This window comes from Chryseobacterium sp. OV279 (assembly GCF_900128945.1).
Taxonomy (GTDB): domain Bacteria; phylum Bacteroidota; class Bacteroidia; order Flavobacteriales; family Weeksellaceae; genus Chryseobacterium.
This window is the reverse complement of record NZ_FQUD01000005.1, coordinates 155625-174590: the sequence shown is the minus strand read 5'-3', so window position 1 is coordinate 174590 and position 18966 is coordinate 155625. Positions and strand designations below refer to the sequence as shown.

The 18966-nt window shown below is 37.8% G+C and carries 19 protein-coding genes; 6 read left to right on the top strand and 13 right to left on the bottom strand.

The window, feature by feature from the left end:
- Positions 1-18: 18 nt before the first annotated feature.
- The 4 genes from BUA72_RS22185 to BUA72_RS22170 all read right to left on the bottom strand — a co-directional run bounded on the left by BUA72_RS22185 (position 19) and on the right by BUA72_RS22170 (position 2861).
- Positions 19-672 (bottom strand): NAD(P)-dependent oxidoreductase, encoded by a 654-nt coding sequence (locus BUA72_RS22185; RefSeq protein ID WP_072925254.1) that lies wholly within the window; start codon positions 670-672, stop codon positions 19-21.
- A 58-nt stretch (positions 673-730) separates the two neighbouring features.
- Positions 731-1141 carry an Rrf2 family transcriptional regulator gene (locus tag BUA72_RS22180; protein WP_072925251.1) on the bottom strand — a complete coding sequence of 137 codons (411 nt, stop codon included), beginning with the start codon at positions 1139-1141 and terminating at the stop codon, positions 731-733.
- Between the two features lie 66 nt (positions 1142-1207).
- Positions 1208-2158 carry a hypothetical protein gene (locus BUA72_RS22175; protein WP_072925249.1) on the bottom strand — a complete coding sequence of 317 codons (951 nt, stop codon included), beginning with the start codon at positions 2156-2158 and terminating at the stop codon, positions 1208-1210.
- Between the two features lie 268 nt (positions 2159-2426).
- Positions 2427-2861: an FKBP-type peptidyl-prolyl cis-trans isomerase gene (locus BUA72_RS22170; protein WP_051891234.1), complete on the bottom strand. Its 435-nt coding sequence runs from the start codon at positions 2859-2861 to the stop codon at positions 2427-2429.
- A 381-nt stretch (positions 2862-3242) separates the two neighbouring features.
- Here BUA72_RS22170 and BUA72_RS22165 point away from each other — a divergent pair, with 381 nt between their 5' ends.
- Positions 3243-4247 (top strand): catalase family protein, encoded by a 1005-nt coding sequence (locus BUA72_RS22165; protein WP_072925247.1) that lies wholly within the window; start codon positions 3243-3245, stop codon positions 4245-4247.
- Between the two features lie 74 nt (positions 4248-4321).
- On the opposite strand, the gene BUA72_RS22160 is transcribed toward BUA72_RS22165, so the two are convergent.
- The 9 genes from BUA72_RS22160 to BUA72_RS22120 all read right to left on the bottom strand — a co-directional run bounded on the left by BUA72_RS22160 (position 4322) and on the right by BUA72_RS22120 (position 11500).
- Positions 4322-4735, bottom strand: coding sequence for a nuclear transport factor 2 family protein (locus BUA72_RS22160; RefSeq protein WP_047454837.1), 414 nt, complete (start codon positions 4733-4735; stop codon positions 4322-4324).
- A gap of 3 nt (positions 4736-4738) precedes the next feature.
- Entirely contained in the window at positions 4739-5266 is a 528-nt protein-coding gene (locus BUA72_RS22155; RefSeq protein ID WP_072925244.1) for a TetR/AcrR family transcriptional regulator, read from the bottom strand.
- Between the two features lie 167 nt (positions 5267-5433).
- On the bottom strand, positions 5434-6477 hold the full coding sequence (locus tag BUA72_RS22150; protein ID WP_047454834.1) for a TerC/Alx family metal homeostasis membrane protein: 1044 nt from the start codon (positions 6475-6477) through the stop codon (positions 5434-5436).
- Between the two features lie 175 nt (positions 6478-6652).
- Entirely contained in the window at positions 6653-7261 is a 609-nt protein-coding gene (locus BUA72_RS22145) for a TerD family protein (protein ID WP_034703446.1), read from the bottom strand.
- 59 nt (positions 7262-7320) lie between these two features.
- On the bottom strand, positions 7321-8244 hold the full coding sequence (locus BUA72_RS22140; RefSeq protein WP_072925242.1) for a hypothetical protein: 924 nt from the start codon (positions 8242-8244) through the stop codon (positions 7321-7323).
- A gap of 40 nt (positions 8245-8284) precedes the next feature.
- A complete protein-coding gene (locus BUA72_RS22135) occupies positions 8285-9451 on the bottom strand; it encodes a toxic anion resistance protein (protein WP_175548927.1) in 1167 nt (388 codons plus the stop codon).
- Positions 9452-9453: 2 nt separating this feature from the next.
- On the bottom strand, positions 9454-10011 hold the full coding sequence (locus tag BUA72_RS22130) for a TerD family protein (protein ID WP_047454832.1): 558 nt from the start codon (positions 10009-10011) through the stop codon (positions 9454-9456).
- Positions 10001-10825 carry a phosphoribosyltransferase family protein gene (locus tag BUA72_RS22125; RefSeq protein WP_047454831.1) on the bottom strand — a complete coding sequence of 275 codons (825 nt, stop codon included), beginning with the start codon at positions 10823-10825 and terminating at the stop codon, positions 10001-10003. Before BUA72_RS22125 ends, BUA72_RS22130 begins: the two co-directional genes overlap by 11 nt.
- A gap of 6 nt (positions 10826-10831) precedes the next feature.
- Positions 10832-11500, bottom strand: a complete 669-nt coding sequence (locus BUA72_RS22120; RefSeq protein WP_072925240.1) for an HAD family hydrolase — start codon at positions 11498-11500, stop codon at positions 10832-10834.
- Between the two features lie 511 nt (positions 11501-12011).
- Here BUA72_RS22120 and fusA point away from each other — a divergent pair.
- From fusA to BUA72_RS22095, 5 genes are all read left to right on the top strand, one after another.
- Positions 12012-14078 (top strand): elongation factor G, encoded by a 2067-nt coding sequence (fusA, locus tag BUA72_RS22115; RefSeq protein ID WP_072925429.1) that lies wholly within the window; start codon positions 12012-12014, stop codon positions 14076-14078.
- A gap of 413 nt (positions 14079-14491) precedes the next feature.
- Positions 14492-16021 (top strand): SulP family inorganic anion transporter, encoded by a 1530-nt coding sequence (locus BUA72_RS22110; protein ID WP_072925238.1) that lies wholly within the window; start codon positions 14492-14494, stop codon positions 16019-16021.
- A gap of 638 nt (positions 16022-16659) precedes the next feature.
- Positions 16660-17097, top strand: a complete 438-nt coding sequence (locus BUA72_RS22105; RefSeq protein ID WP_047454826.1) for a transposase — start codon at positions 16660-16662, stop codon at positions 17095-17097.
- Positions 17098-17109: 12 nt separating this feature from the next.
- Positions 17110-17457 (top strand): helix-turn-helix domain-containing protein, encoded by a 348-nt coding sequence (locus tag BUA72_RS22100; RefSeq protein ID WP_034727369.1) that lies wholly within the window; start codon positions 17110-17112, stop codon positions 17455-17457.
- A 295-nt stretch (positions 17458-17752) separates the two neighbouring features.
- Positions 17753-18487, top strand: a complete 735-nt coding sequence (locus BUA72_RS22095) for a DUF1796 family putative cysteine peptidase (RefSeq protein ID WP_072925236.1) — start codon at positions 17753-17755, stop codon at positions 18485-18487.
- Positions 18488-18966 lie beyond the last annotated feature (479 nt).

The following is an 18966-nucleotide window of genomic DNA, read 5'->3' as shown; positions in this document are numbered from 1 at the left end:
TGTAATTTTTTTTGTGAATTAATAAGCTGCTGTAAAACGCTCGCGGATGTGGTTGTTCTGTTCCAGTTCGTCTACCAATACGGCTGCGACATCTTCTACAGAAAGACGGCTTCTTCCGTTTTCGTCAAAAACAGGGGTTTCCAGAGAAGTTCTGTATTTTCCGGTTCTTTCCCCTACATTCGCCTGGTTCATTTCAATAGCAGGGCTGAAGAACGTCCAGTCAAGGGTATTGTTTTCTTTGATTTTGTTTAAATAATCTCTTGCTGCCGTTGCACCTGGTTTGTAAGCTTCCGGGAAATCCGGCGTATCTACAATCTGTACATGATCCGGTGTATAAAGGCTTCCGGCTCCTCCTACTACGATCAGTCTTTTCACGCCTGACTGTTCTACTGCTTTTTCAATATTTACAGAGCCGTTCAGGAAATCGTTATACAGATTCGGGTTCGTCCAGCCTGCATTGAATGCACTGATTACCGCATCACTTCCCTTCAAAGCTTCCGCAAGTTCTTCCGTATTGTTTACATCTACGCTTTTTGCTGTTACGTTTTCTTTTGATTCCACTTTAGAAGCGTCTCTTACCAAAGCTTCTACTGCATATCCTCTTGATGTTAGCTCATTCACTACTTGTTTTCCTACAAAACCGGTCGCACCGATTACTGATACTTTTTTCATACTATTTTATTTTAAATTAATTGTAATAAATTTTGTTACATTTAAGGGTAAAAAATTTTTATTCGAACTGATCGCTGAATTCCTGCAATGACTTATCTCCTAAAAAATTAATAACCAGCTTATCTGTTTCTTCAAACAGGGTATTTAAATGAACATTGACTTCTTTACCCACGCTGCATGCCGGATTGGGATTCAGATTCTTTTTCCCCAACACATCTGTATTTTTCACAGATTTATAAATCTCCGAAATACTGATCTCGTCTGCATTTCTCGCAAGCTGAGTTCCTCCGTCTTTCCCCTGTCTGCTTATAATCAAACCTGCTTCTCTTAAAACACTCAATTCCTTTCTTACAATTACCGGATTTACATTCACGCTGCCCGCAATCCATTCAGAAGTGAGCCACTCCTGAGGACTTTTAGCCAACAAGGTCAGAATATGTATCGCCGTAGCAAATCTTGTATTGTTCATTTTAATTACAGGGCAAAGATAGACAAATTTTTAATTGTAACAAATTTTATTACAGTTAAATTTTTCTTAAAGAATTAATTTGTCCAGATCCAGCAGTAGATAATTGATATTCTGGTTAATGGTACGCGTTGCCGACTGCATCTGATTGAGCATCGCTGCCCGGTTATGAAGATCATCGGCTCTGTAAAAGCCTCCATCACTGAAAATCACAGACTGATCGGCTTCCGTTGTGCTGTCGTCGAACTGATAATGAAGCCATCGCTCCTTCATGCTGCTGATAATGGAATGTTTCTCTTTATTGGAAAACTTTTTCTCGGTATACATATACCAGATAAATGGTGGAAAATTAGGGGACTCCAGTTTTTCTCTCCAGATATCTCTCAAAAGGTTTCTCTGGTGGATAAATTCTACCTTCTTCCCTTTCGGATTCAATGTGGCAAGACCGAAACCAGCTCCTACAACACCCCCGCTGATATCAATCGCGTTGCTCCATCCTCCATCTGACACAATACCGCCGGCAATAGACGCTGCAGCACCCGTTACAATGGAATAAAGAATCATTTTATTATTTCTGGAATCATTAAGGTTATCCACATAATTTCCGATCTGGGCTACCCTTTCTCCCTCACAATCGAATTCTGCAGCTACGGCATCCAGTTCGGTAAGCGCAATCGTGATTTTACTGTTGATCTTACTTTTAAGCTGTAAAACTTTCACCTGAGCGGCTATGGAAGAGTCTTTTTTCAGATCAATGATCTTATGAACCTCGTCAAGATTATCCAGGGCATTCAGGATAAGAATACTCTGATCGGAAAACGTTCCCTGAAGTTCTTTATTGGCCGCTAAAATAGAATCCGAATTATAGGACGGAACCCTGTTGCTGTAGTTATATTGGAAAGGTGCTTTGCAGTAGCTGTCTTTCAGTGTAAGGATGTTCTGCCTGATGACCTGGTTCTTTTTTGAAACACAGGAAGTCAATAAGCTGAATACGGCCAAAAGGTAAAAGAGTTTTTTCATTCAGTTTATATTTTTTCTTTGTGTGGTGTGGTAGTTGGATCATCGCAAAGGACGCAAGTTTTTTAAACAAATTCGAATGCTTTAAAGCGCAAGGATTTTATCTTCGATAAAATTTAAATCTGCTTATTTTGTATAATATTTTTCAGACTTTCGCATCCGTTAAAAAATATAGCAATCCCTGTTCTTTGAAATTGATCAACACGAATATAGTACAAATAAAAAAATTTACCTGAATTCAGGTAAATTTTTAAGCTATTTTTAAGCAGGATTATTTAATATCCAGCAATTCCACTTCGAAAACCAATGTAGAATTTGGTCCGATTTCTTTGCTGATCTGTTGATCTCCATAGGCTAAGTGCGGAGGAATGATCAGTCTCCATTTGCTTCCAACAGACATTAGCTGAAGAGCTTCCGTCCATCCTTTGATCACCTTGTTTAAAGGGAAAGATGCCGGCGTTCCTCTTTTTACAGAACTGTCGAAAATCTTACCGGAAATAGTAGTTCCGTGGTAATGGCATTTTACGGTGGATTTAGGTCCCGGCTGTGCGCCATCGCCTTCGGTAATGATCTCGTACTGCAGGCCGCTTGGCAACTGTACAACACTTTCTCTTTTACCGTATTCTTCCATGTATTCCTTACCGTCGTTAAGGTTCTTTTCTGCCTGTTCTTTTTTCTTTTTAAATAACATATCTGCTACTCCCATTGTTGATATTTTTTACAAAGATAGGGGTTTTGGAGAGAATGGAAGAGGGAAGCCGGAGGATGGGAGTTATGGAGGGAGATGACAGGGATAATGGTTAAGATGTTGTTTGTTGCTAGTTGCTGGTTGCTGGTTGGCGGTTTAGAATATAATGAAGAAAAAAATTGAAAAAGTCTTTTGGTTAAAGGGTAAATCAGGAGTTCTTCCATCTTCAGACTTCCATCTTCCATCCATTCTTCTAAACCACAGACTAGCAGCAACTTCCATCTTTTCTTCTTTCATATCCCGCCCCTATCTCCCTGTCTGTCGCAAAATTCAAATAATTTTAACATTAGGTTAACGCGGATTCAGAAACTTGGCGTTATAATTGAATTTAAAAACTAAATGCCAGAACCACTAAAATATAATAAGAAATTTGACGAACTTACCGAAGAGGAAAAAAAGCTTTTCGAAATCAATAAAAAAACCATTGCTGATTTCGTTGAACAGTCTTCTTCCATAAGTGATGTTGACTATGCCACCAGAAATGCCCATGCCAAGACTTATGCCGCAGCTGATGGTACTTTTTTCACCGATAAACACATTCCTGAAGAACTTCTTCCTTTTTTTGACGTTGAAAAATTTGACCTTACGGTCAGACTTTCCAATGCCAATCTGAAAATTCAGAACTCAGAAAAAGATATTCCTGCCTACGGATTTGCGGTCAAAATAAAGGACGAGAAAGGCGGGCTGATCGCGAATTTCCCTTTGGTTAATTTTCCTTTATTTCCCACGAATTCGGTTTCTCATTTCCTGAAACTGTTTACTGCGGTGAACCGGTTTTACATTAAAAAATGGAGCAGTTTCTTTTCACTGGCCACTCAGATGCTCAAAGTGATTCCTTCTGTTTGTACACTGTCGTTTGCACGAAATATTTTAAAGCTGCTGGGAAAAAGAAATGATTTTATTCTCTCTTTTGATTACCATTCTGTAGGTGCTTACCGTCTTGGTGACCATATGATCAAAATCAAGCTGGTTCCGAAATCTGTGGATAAAAATTTTGGGAAGAAATTAAAGATGAAAGAGGCGCTGAAACATTATTTTCAGGACCACGATTATAATGCCGATGTTCTTATCCAGTTTTGTTATAACCTGAAAGAACAGCCCATCAACAAGCTGAATGTAGAATGGAAAAATTCACCCTATATTAAAATCGGGGAAGTGAAAATAAACAAAGGTCAGCTTCTGGATCCTCGTGACTGCACCACCGAGCTCCTTTCATTCAATCCGTTTGAAAGCAAGATCTTTTTCCAGCCTGTCGGGAAGATTCAGAAACTTCGTGATGAAGCGTATAAAGTATCTGTGCAGACGAGGAGGAAGATCAATAAGCTGCTGCACAAACATCAATGAATTTGAAGGCGTAAACCTTAGCCATTCCGATACCTACAATAAAAGACTACTCTTTTCGGGCAGTCTTTATATTATTATTTAAACTTACGGTCTTCTTCTTTGATACTTACATCATTGATACTGGCATATCTTTTCTGCATAAGCCCGTTGTGATCAAACTCCCAGTTTTCATTACCATATGCTCTGAACCAATCTCCATCTTTAGTTTGGTATTCATATTCAAACCGGACGGCAATACGGTTGTCGGTATGGGCCCAATATTCTTTCTTAAGATGATAATTAAGTTCTTTCTCCCATTTTTTCTGTAGAAAAGTGACAATCTCTTCTCTTCCGTTAATGAAAGTATCTCTGTTCCTCCATTCGCTGTCAGTTGTATATGCTTTGGATACTCTTTCCGGATCCTGGCTGTTCCAGGCATCTTCTGCCATCTGTATTTTTTCTTTTGCCGTTTCAAGGGTGAAAGGCGGAAGCGGGTGTTTCTGTTCCATTTTTTAAGAAATTAAATGATTAATTATTTTTTTTGATCTTTCGATGAGTTCATTGGATTTAAAAAGCTGACTTTCTATGAGACTGCTTTCAAACAGTAGATAAATATGGTCTGAAAGTTCTTCCTCTTTCAACAGTTCTGAAAAATAGACTCTGAGATCCATTTTGTGATGCTGGATCACCGTTAAAATCTTTACATTATCTACAGGAATTTCCGATAAAATATTAAGAAAGCTGCAGCCCTGAAAATGTTCTTTTTGGTTCATATGGATCAGAAAATCGAAAGATTTTAAGGTTTTTGATTTCGGGGTTTCTTCCTGTTCACAAAAATGATTCAATTCATTGAACCAATATTCATGTCTTACATTAAGGAATTCTACACACAGGTCTTCTTTAGACTTAAAATGCTGGTAAAAACTTGCTTTGGCAACTTTTGCTTCGGAAATAATCTGATTAATGCCTGTAGAATTATATCCCTGTTTACGAAATAAATCAGAAGCTGTCTGAACAATTCTATCTCTTGGAGATGTCATATACTATCATTTATAAAACAAAGATACAACAAAAATCAATACAGACAGACAAGTCTGTCTGTATATTTATTATTATTTTAAATTCGAAAATAGGTGTGGCTTATTATAAAAAAAGCCCCTGAAATTTAATTTCAAGGGCTTCTATTTTTAAAGAAAATTCTTAAGATTTATTTATCTTCCAGTTTCTCTTTCTCATCATCTTCCTTTTCAGGGAACATAATAGATATAAGAACCGAAAGTACCAATACTCCTCCTACGATTCCCAATGAAACCGGAGACGGAATATGAATCCATGGTGCGATCAGCATTTTTACCCCGATAAATGACAGGATAATCGCCAGTCCGTAAGGAAGCTTGCTGAACATATGGATAAAGTTCGCCAACAGGAAATATAAAGATCTCAATCCTAAGATCGCGAAAATATTGGATGTATAAAGGATGAACGGGTCATTAGAGATCGCAAAGATCGCCGGAATAGAGTCTACCGCGAAAAGAACGTCGGTAAATTCAATAACCCCAACCACTACTAAAAGCGGTGTTGCCATTTTGATTCCGTTTTGGATCGTGAAGAATTTATCACCATCATAATTATCGGAAACTTTCCAGAAGCTTTTGATCAATCTTGCACCGGCAGTATTGCTGTAATCTTCGTCGTCATCGTCACCTCCGTCACCCCAGGATTTGATCCCGGCATAGACAAGGAACAGACCGAACAGGGCCATTACTACGTTGATCTGTACTGCTTTTCCGAAAACATTCATTTCAGGAAGATACGTCAGGTTGATCAACCCTACTCCAGCGAAGATAAATATCGCTCTGAATATCAATGCTCCAATGATTCCCCAGAAGAGAACTTTGTGGTGAAGATATTTCGGAACTTTAAAGAACCCGAAAACCAGGATAAATACGAATAAGTTATCCACAGAGAGGGCTTTTTCAATCCAGTAAGCGGCCTGATACTGCGTAAATTTCTCTACGGCCACAGCGTGGCTTTCAGGACTTCCGTCTGTATTGAAAACCCAATACACTACTCCGGAGAATATCATGGATAGTGAAATCCATACGATAGACCAGATGGTTGCTTCTTTGGATGATACTTCATGGCTTTTTTTGTTGAATACTCCTAAATCCAGGAGCAGCATGATAACTACCGTTACCGCAAATCCCCACACCAAGCCCGGGTGCAATTCTAAAATACTTTGATGTTCCACTTCAGTTTATGTTATTATATGATAAAAGCAATAGATGTACAGTATGCACAAATATTGCTAATTTTTAATGTTTTTTATTTGATATCAATAGGGTCAATAAGTTTTAGCTCAAGCCTGTAAAACTATTCATTTTTTTTGAATGAACCAAAGTACATTCTTACTGATGATCTACCGATTATAAATAATTCGCCTGAACCGTCTGGATCGTCTGTTCCAGCTTTCTGTCTGAAGTAGGATCTCCGATTGCGTTGAATTTCCATTCTCCGTTTCTCTTGTAGAAAACACCCATTACCATAGCAACGTGCCCTTTGAAAGAAGCATCATTAGCGATATCATATTTAGCGAAAACCTCTCTTACATTGGTAGGTGTTCCTTCATAGATACGGATAGAAGCGAAAGGAATTGTTCCGAAATCCTGTCCCTGGTAACTGTTCAATACCAATGCAACGTGTTCTACGTTAGGTTCCAGCTGGCTGAAATCTACTGTGATCACTTCATTGTCTAATCCGTCATCTCCATTCACATCTCCGGTAAGGTCATCACCGCTGTGTTTTACAGAACCGTTTCTTGATTTCAGGTTTCCGAAATAGATCACTTCCGTAAGCGTTTTGTTTGAATCAAATAAGATACAGCTTCCATCTAAGTCTACTGCTTCTTTTTTAGTTCCGAAAAGTCCTTTTTTCTCAATTGCTCCCCAGTTGATTCCCACACAGGCTTGGGTAAGCTCGGCACCGTTTTCCTTTTTCAGGTTGATTCTTTGACCTTTTTGTAAGTTAATAGCCATCTTTTTATGTTTAGTATTGTTATGTATTCTAAGGCGAAATGATTGGTTTTTCTTTCGCTTTAATTGTTATTCAAATTTAAATTAAGCATTGCGCGCAGGATATTCGTTTCTTCATCGAAATCGAATATTTTGCTCATAATATCTATATTTTCCAGGTTTTTGAGATAGTCTTTCAGCACATTGCCCACCTCTGCAGGGATCGTTCTTTTCCTTTCATTGATGGTATTTTCCAGCATCTCATTTTTTGTCTTCAGCTGATTGATGATTGAACTCTGATTCGACTGGTTCTCGGAAACATCCAGTTTTTCAAGATCCCCGTCAAACAGGTAGAGTTTTTTATCATCGATGCCGAAAATAAAATGATCATCAGACTGAAATATCTTGAAGAGTTCATACTCATAAGTCCCGATGAGATAACCGCAGACAAAACGCACTTTAAAACTCTGAATATTCAGTCTTCCCAAAAGCTTCCTTTCTATCGTATAATCTTTGTACTGATAGGCCGGAAAGGGCTTGGGTTTCAACTGCTCTTCATCTGCCTGGGTCCTGTAGAATTCCTGTCCGTATTTTTTATGGAAATACAGAACATTGTTCCAGTCTGCCGTAAAAATATCTTCAGTAAGGTCTTTGTAAAGCATTTTCAGATGCTGGGAAAATATACCGCTGTACATCTTCCGGTCGGTCTGAAAACTGTCTACCCGTCTTTCCTCAAAACCTTCAATATATTTATTATTAACGTCAATTTCATTAATCACAGCCAGCATATCATTTTCCTTCTGCCGTTTTATTTTGGTGAGAAGTTCTATGAGGCTGTCGGTATACTGCAGGTGGAAAAGTTCCAGCTTATTGTAGTCCAGAGCGGTATTTTCCTGAAACAAATTATGGATGATATCCGTTTTGATGTAAATAGATATAATATCAATATGTTCAAAAAAATTAGCAAGAAGTTTAAGCTTTGTTAATCTTCTTTTGCTCTGAGACATTATGGTTGCTGCATCATCCCCCACCTTGGTATCCTGTTAATTAACCTCTGACGTTTGCTTTTAATTCATGCTCCAGTGTCTGAAGATCCTGATCCAGTTTTCTTCTTCCTTCGGCACCCTGTTTTTGGATCTGTTTCACTTCATTCAATGTGTTGATAAGCATTGAAGTCGTTTCTCTCAATGTTTCTACAGATACAATGGTCTGCTCGTTGGCTCTCGCCACATTCACTGAATTCTGACCCAAACGTTCTGCATTTTTCTTCAGAATCGCTTCCGTAGTAGAAGATACCTTCTGCTGGATTTCGATATTCTGCTGCTGTCTGTACATCGCTACCGCCAGTGAAAGCTGGTTTTTCCAAACCGGAAGTGTTGTGGTAAGGATCGTCTGTGCTTTTTCAGCGATAGACACGTTGTTATTCTGTACCAGTCTGATCTGTGGAAGGGACTGCATCATAATGATACGCACCACTTTAAGATCAGCCATTCTTCTGTCTAATCTCGCGATGAAATCTCTCTTATCAGCGATCTGGTAATCCTGGTAGGTCTGTGGATCAGCTTCCATTTGAGCCAATTCTCCGGCAGCTCTTTCCATTCTTACATTACCGGCGATCACCAATTCTTCAATAGCTTTAATGGAATTCACATTGCTCTCAAAAATGGTCTGAAGAACAGCGTTATCTTTGGTAGAAGTGATGATTCCTGCATTTACCTTATGAGCGATTTGCTCGATATTGTTGATGATCTTATCATATTTCGTGAACAGATTTTCCACCTGCGTGATCACCTTTTTCATGAACGGGATCTTGCTCAGAAAGCTTTTCACTTTATTCTGCTGAAGTTCATCAACATCTACGTAGTTCAATTCTACCAATAGATCATTGATAAGTACGCCTACTTCACCTGAGTTGGATCTCCTTACATTTCCTAAGAAGCTGTCACTCTGATTGGATAAAGTTTTCTGAAGCTCAGCGCCGTAATTCACGATGGAACCAGGATTGGTCTCATCGATAGAATTGGCAAGAACTTCATATTTCTTACGCTCTTCTATCTGCAGCTGAGTCAGATTTACATTCCCTTCTCTGTCCACAAGAACCGCCGGTGCCGTATTTTGTACAGGCTGGCTCGGTGGAGTCGGAGCAGGTTCAAATGTTTTAAGAGGTTCAATGGATCCCATTGGATCTATAGGTTGATTTTCCTGATTGTCCATAATTACTTTTGATAAATTGATACGAATTTGTCAAGGCCGTCTCTCTGTCCTGCCCCAACAGCTTCAAATTTCCATTCTCCGTTTCTGTTGTAGATTCTACCGAATTCTACAGCAGTTTCAATAGAGAAATCTTCATCTAATTCATATTTCAGAATTTCTTCGTTCGTCTCTGAGTTGAAAATTCTGATGAAAGAATTTCTTACCTGTCCGAAGTTCTGCTTTCTAGCATCAGCATCGTGGATGGTTACCACTACTGTAATTTCCTGAATCGCTGAATCTATTTTTGTAAGATCTATTTTGATCTGCTCATCATCTCCTGAACCTTCACCGGTAAGGTTGTCTCCTGTGTGGATTACAGATTTGTCCGGAGATTCTAAATTATTATAAAAAATAAAGTGACTGTCTGAAACCAGTTTTTTGTCCTCGCCCAACAAAAATAATGAAGCGTCAAGGTCAAAACCTGTTCCTGTAGAAGTATTATTGATATCCCATCCTAAACCTACAGTGAATTTAGGTGCGTTAATGTTTTCTCTCTGTCCTTTTTGTAAGTTAATAGCCATAATATAGTTCCGTTTGTGTTAAAGTATTGATGTTATTTTCGTATTCTTTTATTAAATGATAATTGTTGCTGATTGCCAGCTCCAGAAGCAGGTCCATCTGCTCCTTTTTTACTTTAGACGTAAGATAGTCAAAATTACTTGAATCCAGGCCTAAAATATATTTCACGATCCTTGTGTTAAATTCAAAACTTGGCTTTATCATTACTTCTGCCACGTGTTTGATGTTTTTCACGGCATAATAATTAAAGAAATTTTCAATTTTCGGATCAAGGTCAAAATTCATCAGTTCCGCATAATAGAGGAACATAAAATCTGCCTCCACATGATATTCGTTCAAAATCCTGTTCACCGTAAATTCGTGGCTTCCCGTGATTTTTATATCGTCTATAAAAATACAAAGTTTTCCGCGTAAAAAATCCTTATCGATATAATAAGTATCATTCGCAATCAGATTTTTACGGTCTTCAAAATTAAGGTTCCCATAATCCGTGATATACGTGTGGTTACGGTTGATTTTGGAAATAATACTGGATCTCATTCCTTTCTGAAACAGGTACAGATCCAGATGCTTTTTAAAGAAAAAACATAAAAAATTAGAAGCCGTAGGAATGGCCATATACGGACTTGGAAGAACTACGATCTCTTTTTCTGTATTTAAAAGTTCCGCATGTTCAGCAATAAATCCGTTGAATAACTCTTTAGCAAACTTTTCAGCATACGACTTATCGCCATATTTGAAATAGCTGTATTCTGCGGGTGAAAAAGTGAACTCATCCGCGGAATGAATGTGGTGTAAGCTGTATCTTTTATTCATATCAATTTAGTGTTTAAGTAAATGGGCACTGAAGCCAAAATCTCTCGCTCCCTTATAATCTGCCACGGGATTGTCTCCGATATGCAGGATACGGTGCATCGGAAGATCCCGGTCTTTAAGATTGTTTTTCACTTCCTGAAAAATAAGAGGATTCGGTTTGGAAATATTGATCTCATCCGAATAAATATGGAAGTCTATATACTGATCCAGCTCTTCCTGAATCAGAAACTTTCTCATCGTTCTTCCTTTGATAAATCCTGTATTGCTCAGAATATTTACCGTTTTTCCTTCATTTTTGATCTGATCAAAAAATTCTTTTATGTTTTCGAAAATGACAACTGGCTTATATTCTAAAAACAGTTCTTCGCTTTTCAGATAAAACGCGTCCAGTTTTTCTTTATCCAATTGTTTTACATCTACATCCAGTGATCCCAGAATGAGTAAATACATTTCAAAAGTATCAATATTCCCTCCTGTAACCTCATTGATCGTATTGCAGAGATCATCGTAATATTTTACAGTTTTCGCAACCTCAGCAATCGGTTTATCAATAGTAAAAAACGAGGTGAATAGCTCAACTCTTTTTGTTTTAAATTCAGGATGAGATTTGATTAGGGTGAGCCACAGGTCAAAAGAAAAATGACAGTGGTTGTGAATGTCGATATCCGTTTTCAATAGTTTTAAGTTAAAAGTTTTATTTAGCTTTCTTGAAAAAGATTTAAAATTGTTTAATCATCAACAAGTGTTTAATTGGGTATTCTTCCCAAAGATAAAATTTTTCTCATAAAAGCATTACGTACTTCTCTGTTTTAAGAAATTTTTATGAATTTTCGCCTACTTTTCTACTGATGACAGTCGGCCTTAACAATTTGTTTAAATTCGCTGATCAAAAAATTTATCTGAAAAATTTTGGACAATTAAAAAATTTATCTAATTTCGCAACCGATTAAAAATCAACAATGTCAACAACAATGATAAATATAATAACTTTAAGCAACCCTGTGAGAGCTGTGTACTCTGGCAGCACTGAATATTTATCTGAATAGTTCCTTAGATCTTTTATTACTAAAAATATATTGAAGACCTATCTGTTCAGATGGGTCTTTTTTGCTGCCTTATTTCCAGACCTCAAAACGAGGAGAATACGTATCTGTATTCTCAAAATCAACAATTTAAATTCAGCAAAATGAAATATAACACAAGAAATATAGGAATCATAGCACACGTAGATGCAGGAAAAACCACTTTAACGGAAAGGCTTCTTTATTACACAGGCCTCATTCATAAGATCGGAAATGTAGACGATGGAAATACCACGATGGATAAAGACATCCAGGAGAAAAACAGAGGAATCACCATTTCATCCGCAGCTGTTTCCACTCAATGGGAAAAAGGAGAAACGGTTTATAACATCAATATCATCGATACACCCGGACATATCGATTTCGCAGTAGAAGTCGAGCGCTCTTTAAGGGTTCTGGATAGCGTTGTTGCTGTTTTCTGCGCCTCTTCAGGGGTCCAGCCGCAAACCGAAAATGTTTGGTTCCAGGCCGAGAAACATGGAATTTCAAAGATATGCTTCATCAATAAAATGGACAGAATTGGAGCTGATTTCTTCGCCGTTCTTAAGGAGATTGAAACGAAACTTAATGCAGTTCCTATGGCACTTCAAATCCCGATCGGAGCTGAAGCCCAGTTTGAAGGAGTGATTGATTTAATCAGACAGAAAGCTTTATACTGGACAGATGAAAACGGGGAAACCATTATTGAAAAGGAAATTCCTGAGGATCACAAATCGGATGCCGATGAATACAGGATGAAATTAATGGAAACCCTCGCGGAATACGATGAAACGTTCTTTGAGGTTTACATGAATCCTGAAAACAGCATTCCCTGGGAAATGATCACTGAAGCTTTACAGAAAGTCTGCAGATCAGGAGCTGCGGTTCCGGTTCTCTGTGGTTCTGCCTTTAAAAATAAAGGAGTACAGCCTCTTTTGGACGCGGTGGTCACTTATTTCCCGGCACCGGATCAACTTCCGGCCGTTCATGGGAAAAATCCTGAGACAGAAGAAGTCGTGGAACTGGTAAGAAATGAAACGGAAACTTTTTCAGGACTTGTTTTTAAAGTCGTGATCGATAAACATATGGGAAGGCTTGCGATGCTCCGTCTGTATTCCGGTTCGATAAAATCCGGAGATACGGTTCTGAATGTAAGAACAGGAGAAAGTTTCAGAATATCGAGAATTCTGAAGATGCAATCTGACAAAACCTTATCGATTGAGGAAGGAAAAGCAGGAGATATTGTGGCTTTAACAGGAATTAAGGATGCCAAAACCGGAGATTCTTTATCCGCGGTTGAGAAACCTGTCCTTCTGGAAGCGATCACCATTCCTGCCCCTGTGATCAGGGTTTCGATAGAGCCTAAAACGAACAGTGATGAGAAATCTTTCGGTTTGGTTCTGGCTAAAATCCAGGAAGAAGATCCGTCTTTAGTAGTGGAAAGAGACCGGCAGACCGGAGAAACTTTATTGAGCGGTCTGGGTGAGCTTCATCTTGAGGTCACTCTGGAAAAGATCCGTCTGAATCACGGGATAGAAGTCAATCAGGGGAAACCTAAAGTGTCTTACCGTGAGATTTTAACGGAAACCAAGACGCACAGGGAAAAACTTTCGAAGCAGAATGGCGGAAGCGGACAATTTGCCGATATCACTTTTGAAATCGGACCAAGGGAAAATAATGAACCCGGATTGGAATTTATTAATCTGATCAAAGGAGGCGTGATTCCGGGTGAATTTATTCCTTCCGTAGAAAAAGGTTTCAGAGAAGCTATGGAAAACGGACCCTTAAAAGGTTATCCTTTGGAAAGTATGAAGATCAGGCTTCTGGACGGTTCTTTCCATCCTCAGGATTCTGGTGCATTTGATTTTGAAAATGCTGCGAGAGACGGATTCAGAGCAGCTGCTTTATCATGCAGTCCTAAACTTCTGGAACCCATCATGCAGGTTGAAATCCAGAGTATTGAAGAGTACACGGGCGCTGTAACGGCTGATATCAACCGGAGAAGGGGAATTATTTCGTCCATTGATGAAAGATCAGGAAGAAAGATTTTCACGGCGGAAGTTCCGTTGGCTTCTACGTTCGGATATATTTCCGATCTGAGAACGCTGACGAGCGGAAGAGCTTCGATCAGCATGAAACTGTCGCACTATGCTTTGGTGCCGGATTTCATTGCAAATACATTAATAACCTAAAAGACAAGGGCTGTAAAGTGATTTTACAGTCCTTGTTTGGTTATTGCAGGTGAATGGTCAATGGTGAAATGTCAATGGTGACTTTTTGTGGTTGATATTTTTATTTCCTTCAGATTTATGAGATGACACAGACTTTTTAAATTTTTGAATCTCCAAACCTTTTAATTCTTACATTTTTAAATCTTTCAATCTTCCTCCCCCAAACTCCATTCGTTTTATTTTTCTACCTTTGTGGTCTGTTATGAAAATATTTACAGTTACATCTTCGCAAATCACACCGCCTTAAGGGTTAAGGTGACCTATTTTTCTTATATCCGGAATTTCTTTTGGATATTTATTCTTTTATATATCAATCAGTTTTAATCATAATACCTTATTTGTTGAAGGGTGTACTATAATAATTTCAATCATTTATGGAAAACATATTATCTGGTTTTCAATTGCGTAATGTAAATTTTAAAAACGAAATTCTGGCTGGCCTTACGGTTGCTATGACCATGATTCCTGAATCATTATCATTTGCCATTCTTGCAGGGCTTTCACCTCTTACGGGATTATACGCTGCATTTTTAATGGGAATCGTAACGGCTGTTTTTGGCGGCAGACCGGGAATGGTTTCCGGAGGTGCGGGTGCAACAGTTGTTGTTTTAATAGCATTAGCTTCATCTCACGGCGTTCAGTATCTCTTTGGAGCTGTGATATTGGCCGGAATTATTCAGATCCTGGTAGGAACATTTAAACTTGGGAAGTTTGTACGGCTTATTCCGCAGCCTGTCATGTATGGTTTTTTAAATGGTCTTGCCGTTATTATTTTTATGGCTCAGGTAGCTCAGTTTAAAGTTGTCAAAGAAGGTATCAGTACATGGATGGAAGGCTCAGCACTATTGATTATGGCAGGTTTAACGGCTGTTACGGTTATAATCGTTTTAGTTTTTCCAAAGATCACCAAGACTGTCCCGTCGTCATTAGTGGCCATCATTATTGTTTTTGCACTGGTTTATTTCTTTAATATTGATACCAAAAAGGTTATAGATATTGCTTCGGTAAGTGGTTCTCTGCCTTCTTTTCATATTCCGGAAATCCCGTTGAATATGAACACTTTAAAAATTATTTTCCCTTATTCAATAGTGATGGCCGGTGTGGGTTTAATAGAATCTTTACTGACCCTGAATATGGTGGATGAAATTACCAATACCAAAGGAAAATCTGATAAGGAAGCAGTAGCCCAGGGAATTGCCAATATTACCAATGGCTTCTTCGGAGGAATGGGAGGTTGTGCAATGGTCGCTCAGACTTTAGTGAATATCGGAGCCGGTGCAAGAACCAGAATTTCTGCTATTGTGGGTGCCTTAACGATTCTTTTTATTATCCTTTTCGGAGGTTCTGTCATAGAGCAGATCCCGATGGCTGCATTGGTGGGTGTGATGATGATGGTAGCCATCACCACTTTTGAGTGGGCTTCTTTCCGGATCATTACAAAAATGCCTAAATCTGACATATTTGTAGGCGTACTTGTCGCTGTCATCACGGTTGTTCTTCATAATCTTGCTTTAGCGGTATTAATAGGAGTTATTATTTCAGCGCTGGTCTTTTCATGGGACAGTGCGAAAAGAATCAGAGCCAGAAAATCAGTTGACGAATCGGGGAATAAAGTATATGAAATTTACGGACCTCTGTTCTTTGGCAGCACTACTGCATTTTTGGAAAAATTTGATATTGCCAATGATCCTGAGAATATTATTATAGATTTTAAGGAATCACGGGTCGTTGACATGTCGGCGATTGAAACACTCAATAAGATCACTGAAAAATACAAAGCACAGAATAAACATGTTATTCTTAAACATTTAAGTCCCGATTGTATCAAGCTTCTGAATGACGCCCATGGTTTCATTGAAGTGAATATTGAGGAAGACCCTACTTATAAAGTGATGCCAAAGTAACTTAAGAGAGACTGTTTTAAAAGACAGTCCTCGGACATGTCCTATTAGTTTATTACTTTTCCTGTATAATTCAAACTCCTTAAAATAATTCACACATATGTGTATTTAATTTGTTAATTTTCATTAAATTTTGCATTTAAGGAGATTTTTTACGCGTTTTTAAGAATTAGATTCTATTTTTTATTTAAATTTGAAAACGAACAAACGGATTATTTATTAATTAATCAAAAATCTATATAAGTAATGGTTTGTTTACACTAAGGTCAATAGTTAAAAATATTACGAATAAAACTGCATGAAAGAGCTTTAATAGGTTATATATTCTTACAGAAAAGTCTGAAGCACAAAAGAGGTCTTACCCGATCAATTGAATAAGAATACTACAGAGGAGATGAAAGAGAAAAAGTATTCTTAAGACATACATAACCTGAAAACTAATTTATCGGCAGACTGCCCCCATAGACTGCCGGCTGTACACATCAAGTATAGCACAGAGCTTAATATTCCCCTTTACTGCTGCCGTTGAGATTTTTCTTGGCGTGATTTTATTTAAAACAGTCTGTTCATTCACCGTAAAAGTGGAACAAATGACCTATTGGCTTTAATTCATGAATTTAATAAGAAATAGTACTCAAAACATGTTATATAAAGAAATTCACATAGGAAAGTTTATCAAGGAGATGGTTGATGAGAATGAGATACCCATGGAGAGGATCTGTAATTTTCTCAATAAGGATGATGAGTTTATTGAAAATGTTTACAAAAGCAAATCCATAGATGCAGAATTGCTTTTGAGATGGAGCAAGCTGCTGGAATATGATTTTTTCAGGCTTTACAGCTCACATCTTATCTTGTATGCACCACCGTCTGCTGTCAAGAAAAACCAGGATCAGAAGAAATCTGATAAAATTCCTTATTTCAGGAAAAACATTTATACTCAGGAAATCAAAGATTTTATCATGAAAAGAATTTTGTCCGGAGAAATGACGTATGGCGAAGTGATCAAAGAATATTCTATTCCAAAAAGCACCCTTCACCGATGGCTTCAGAAAAATAATGATAATACTAACGGATAAACACAACTCATTATGCGTCCCAATTACAAGAAGATCTACTATGATATGCTGAGACTGGAACATCCGGAAAAGCTGAAAGACCCAAAAATCAAGGAGCTCCTCGGAAAACTCAATACAACTGAAGATGTCCTGAATTTTAATGACAAGATTTTTGCACAGTCCAAAGAAAGCCAGATCAACAATCAAAAACTTAAAACCTATGATAAGAAAACCATGTTCAAGCTTTTACAGTATCAAAAAAAACATGGATTCTCTACCAGTTATATGTCCAGGAAATACAAGATCAGCAGAACGACGATCATGAACTGGAAAAAAACTTTCGAAGAAGAGATAGAAGAAGTAATCAATGCCGGCGAATAATTCACCGGCATTTTTTATAGAAGATTTATTTCGGGAATATTTTAAGTAAACAGTTCTGGAATAAAGAAAATTTTAAAAAAAATTTCAACTTTTATTCAAGATTTTTTACTCTCCACTTTAATTTTATCATAAAAAATTAAGCAGATAACTTTTAAAAAGCCAGTATAAATTCTACAAATTTATTTAATTGACAAAAAAAATTCAAAAAAACGAGTTATAAATTAATATCTATTTTTGTACAGGGTTAACATGGGGATAAAATCATTCCTGTGTTACCCGGTAAAAAACATAATTGATGAAAATCCCTGTACTCTTTATACCTAACACAAGGTATAAGTATTTTCTTGTCATTAAACGAAACTATGCATCTGACAAATATATTATTCCTATCGGAAGAGACTGTCATCCTGCTTATTCTTTAGAAAGACTCAACATTCGTGTTCAAAGCCTTCCTTACGACTGGATCCGGCAGAAATCAATTATGGGGCTGAAGATTGTACGGGAAAATATACAGGAACGTTTTACTTTTTTCCTCGATGATCTCAGGAAAAATGAAAAGGGAAATACCTATGCTGAAAAATATCCCGATGCAGAGTTTACTCATTCTAAAGCGGTCATCAGTGATCCTAAGCTGAGGAAAACTTTTGAAAGGCGATGCTCCAGAATGATGGATATTATTGAATGCCAATCTGTGGCGTATTTATATACTTTGTCGATTAATGGTTTTAAGACTTCGGAGGATGTTGATTTTTTTTGTGGTACGGTCCATGATTTTACGAAGATTCTGAAAACGGAAGATTCTCTTCATATGTACATCCGTTTTGATGAACACATTATAAATGAGGAAATATGTCATGCACTGCTTACGCGAATACAAAAAATACCACAAGTATACATTACCACCTATAGCCGGCAAAAAGAAAAGTTTGGAATCTGGGGCAATGAAAAGGAATACCCGAAACTCTATAAGAGTCTTCATCTGCCCATCAGGCAGATATTTCCGAAATTCTATTTAATCAACTATGAATAACGATGGCTTTTGCTCTTAAAAGATTAAAAGTTATGTTGAACACGAAACCCGTATCCCATATCCTGAAACTTGACTACCTGAATTCGGTTAATTATTGTAAAACAAGGCAACAGCTGAGCGTGTAGTCGTGCTCTAACCAACTGAGCTACTCTTCCTATGACAGACTGTGTTTTTTTGGTGGAAGAGACGGGACTCGAACCCGTGACCCCGTCGTGATGAGCGAAGTAACACTGTTCTACGGCACTTGTTTATTTTTTTTATTAAAAAGAGGCAAAAGGCGAAAAGACAGACGTGCACCTTTCTCCTTACTGTTATTCAGGCATATTGCACTTTTCTTAGATTTTTGAGGTCTAATTTCCTACTCGAAGTAAGCCTTTTCTACGGCACTCTTTTATTGAAGTCAAGGTTATCATGTTAGAATCTTTCTTTTTCACCTGCTCTGCCCAATTGAACTACAATCTCTTTACAAAAAGAGACGG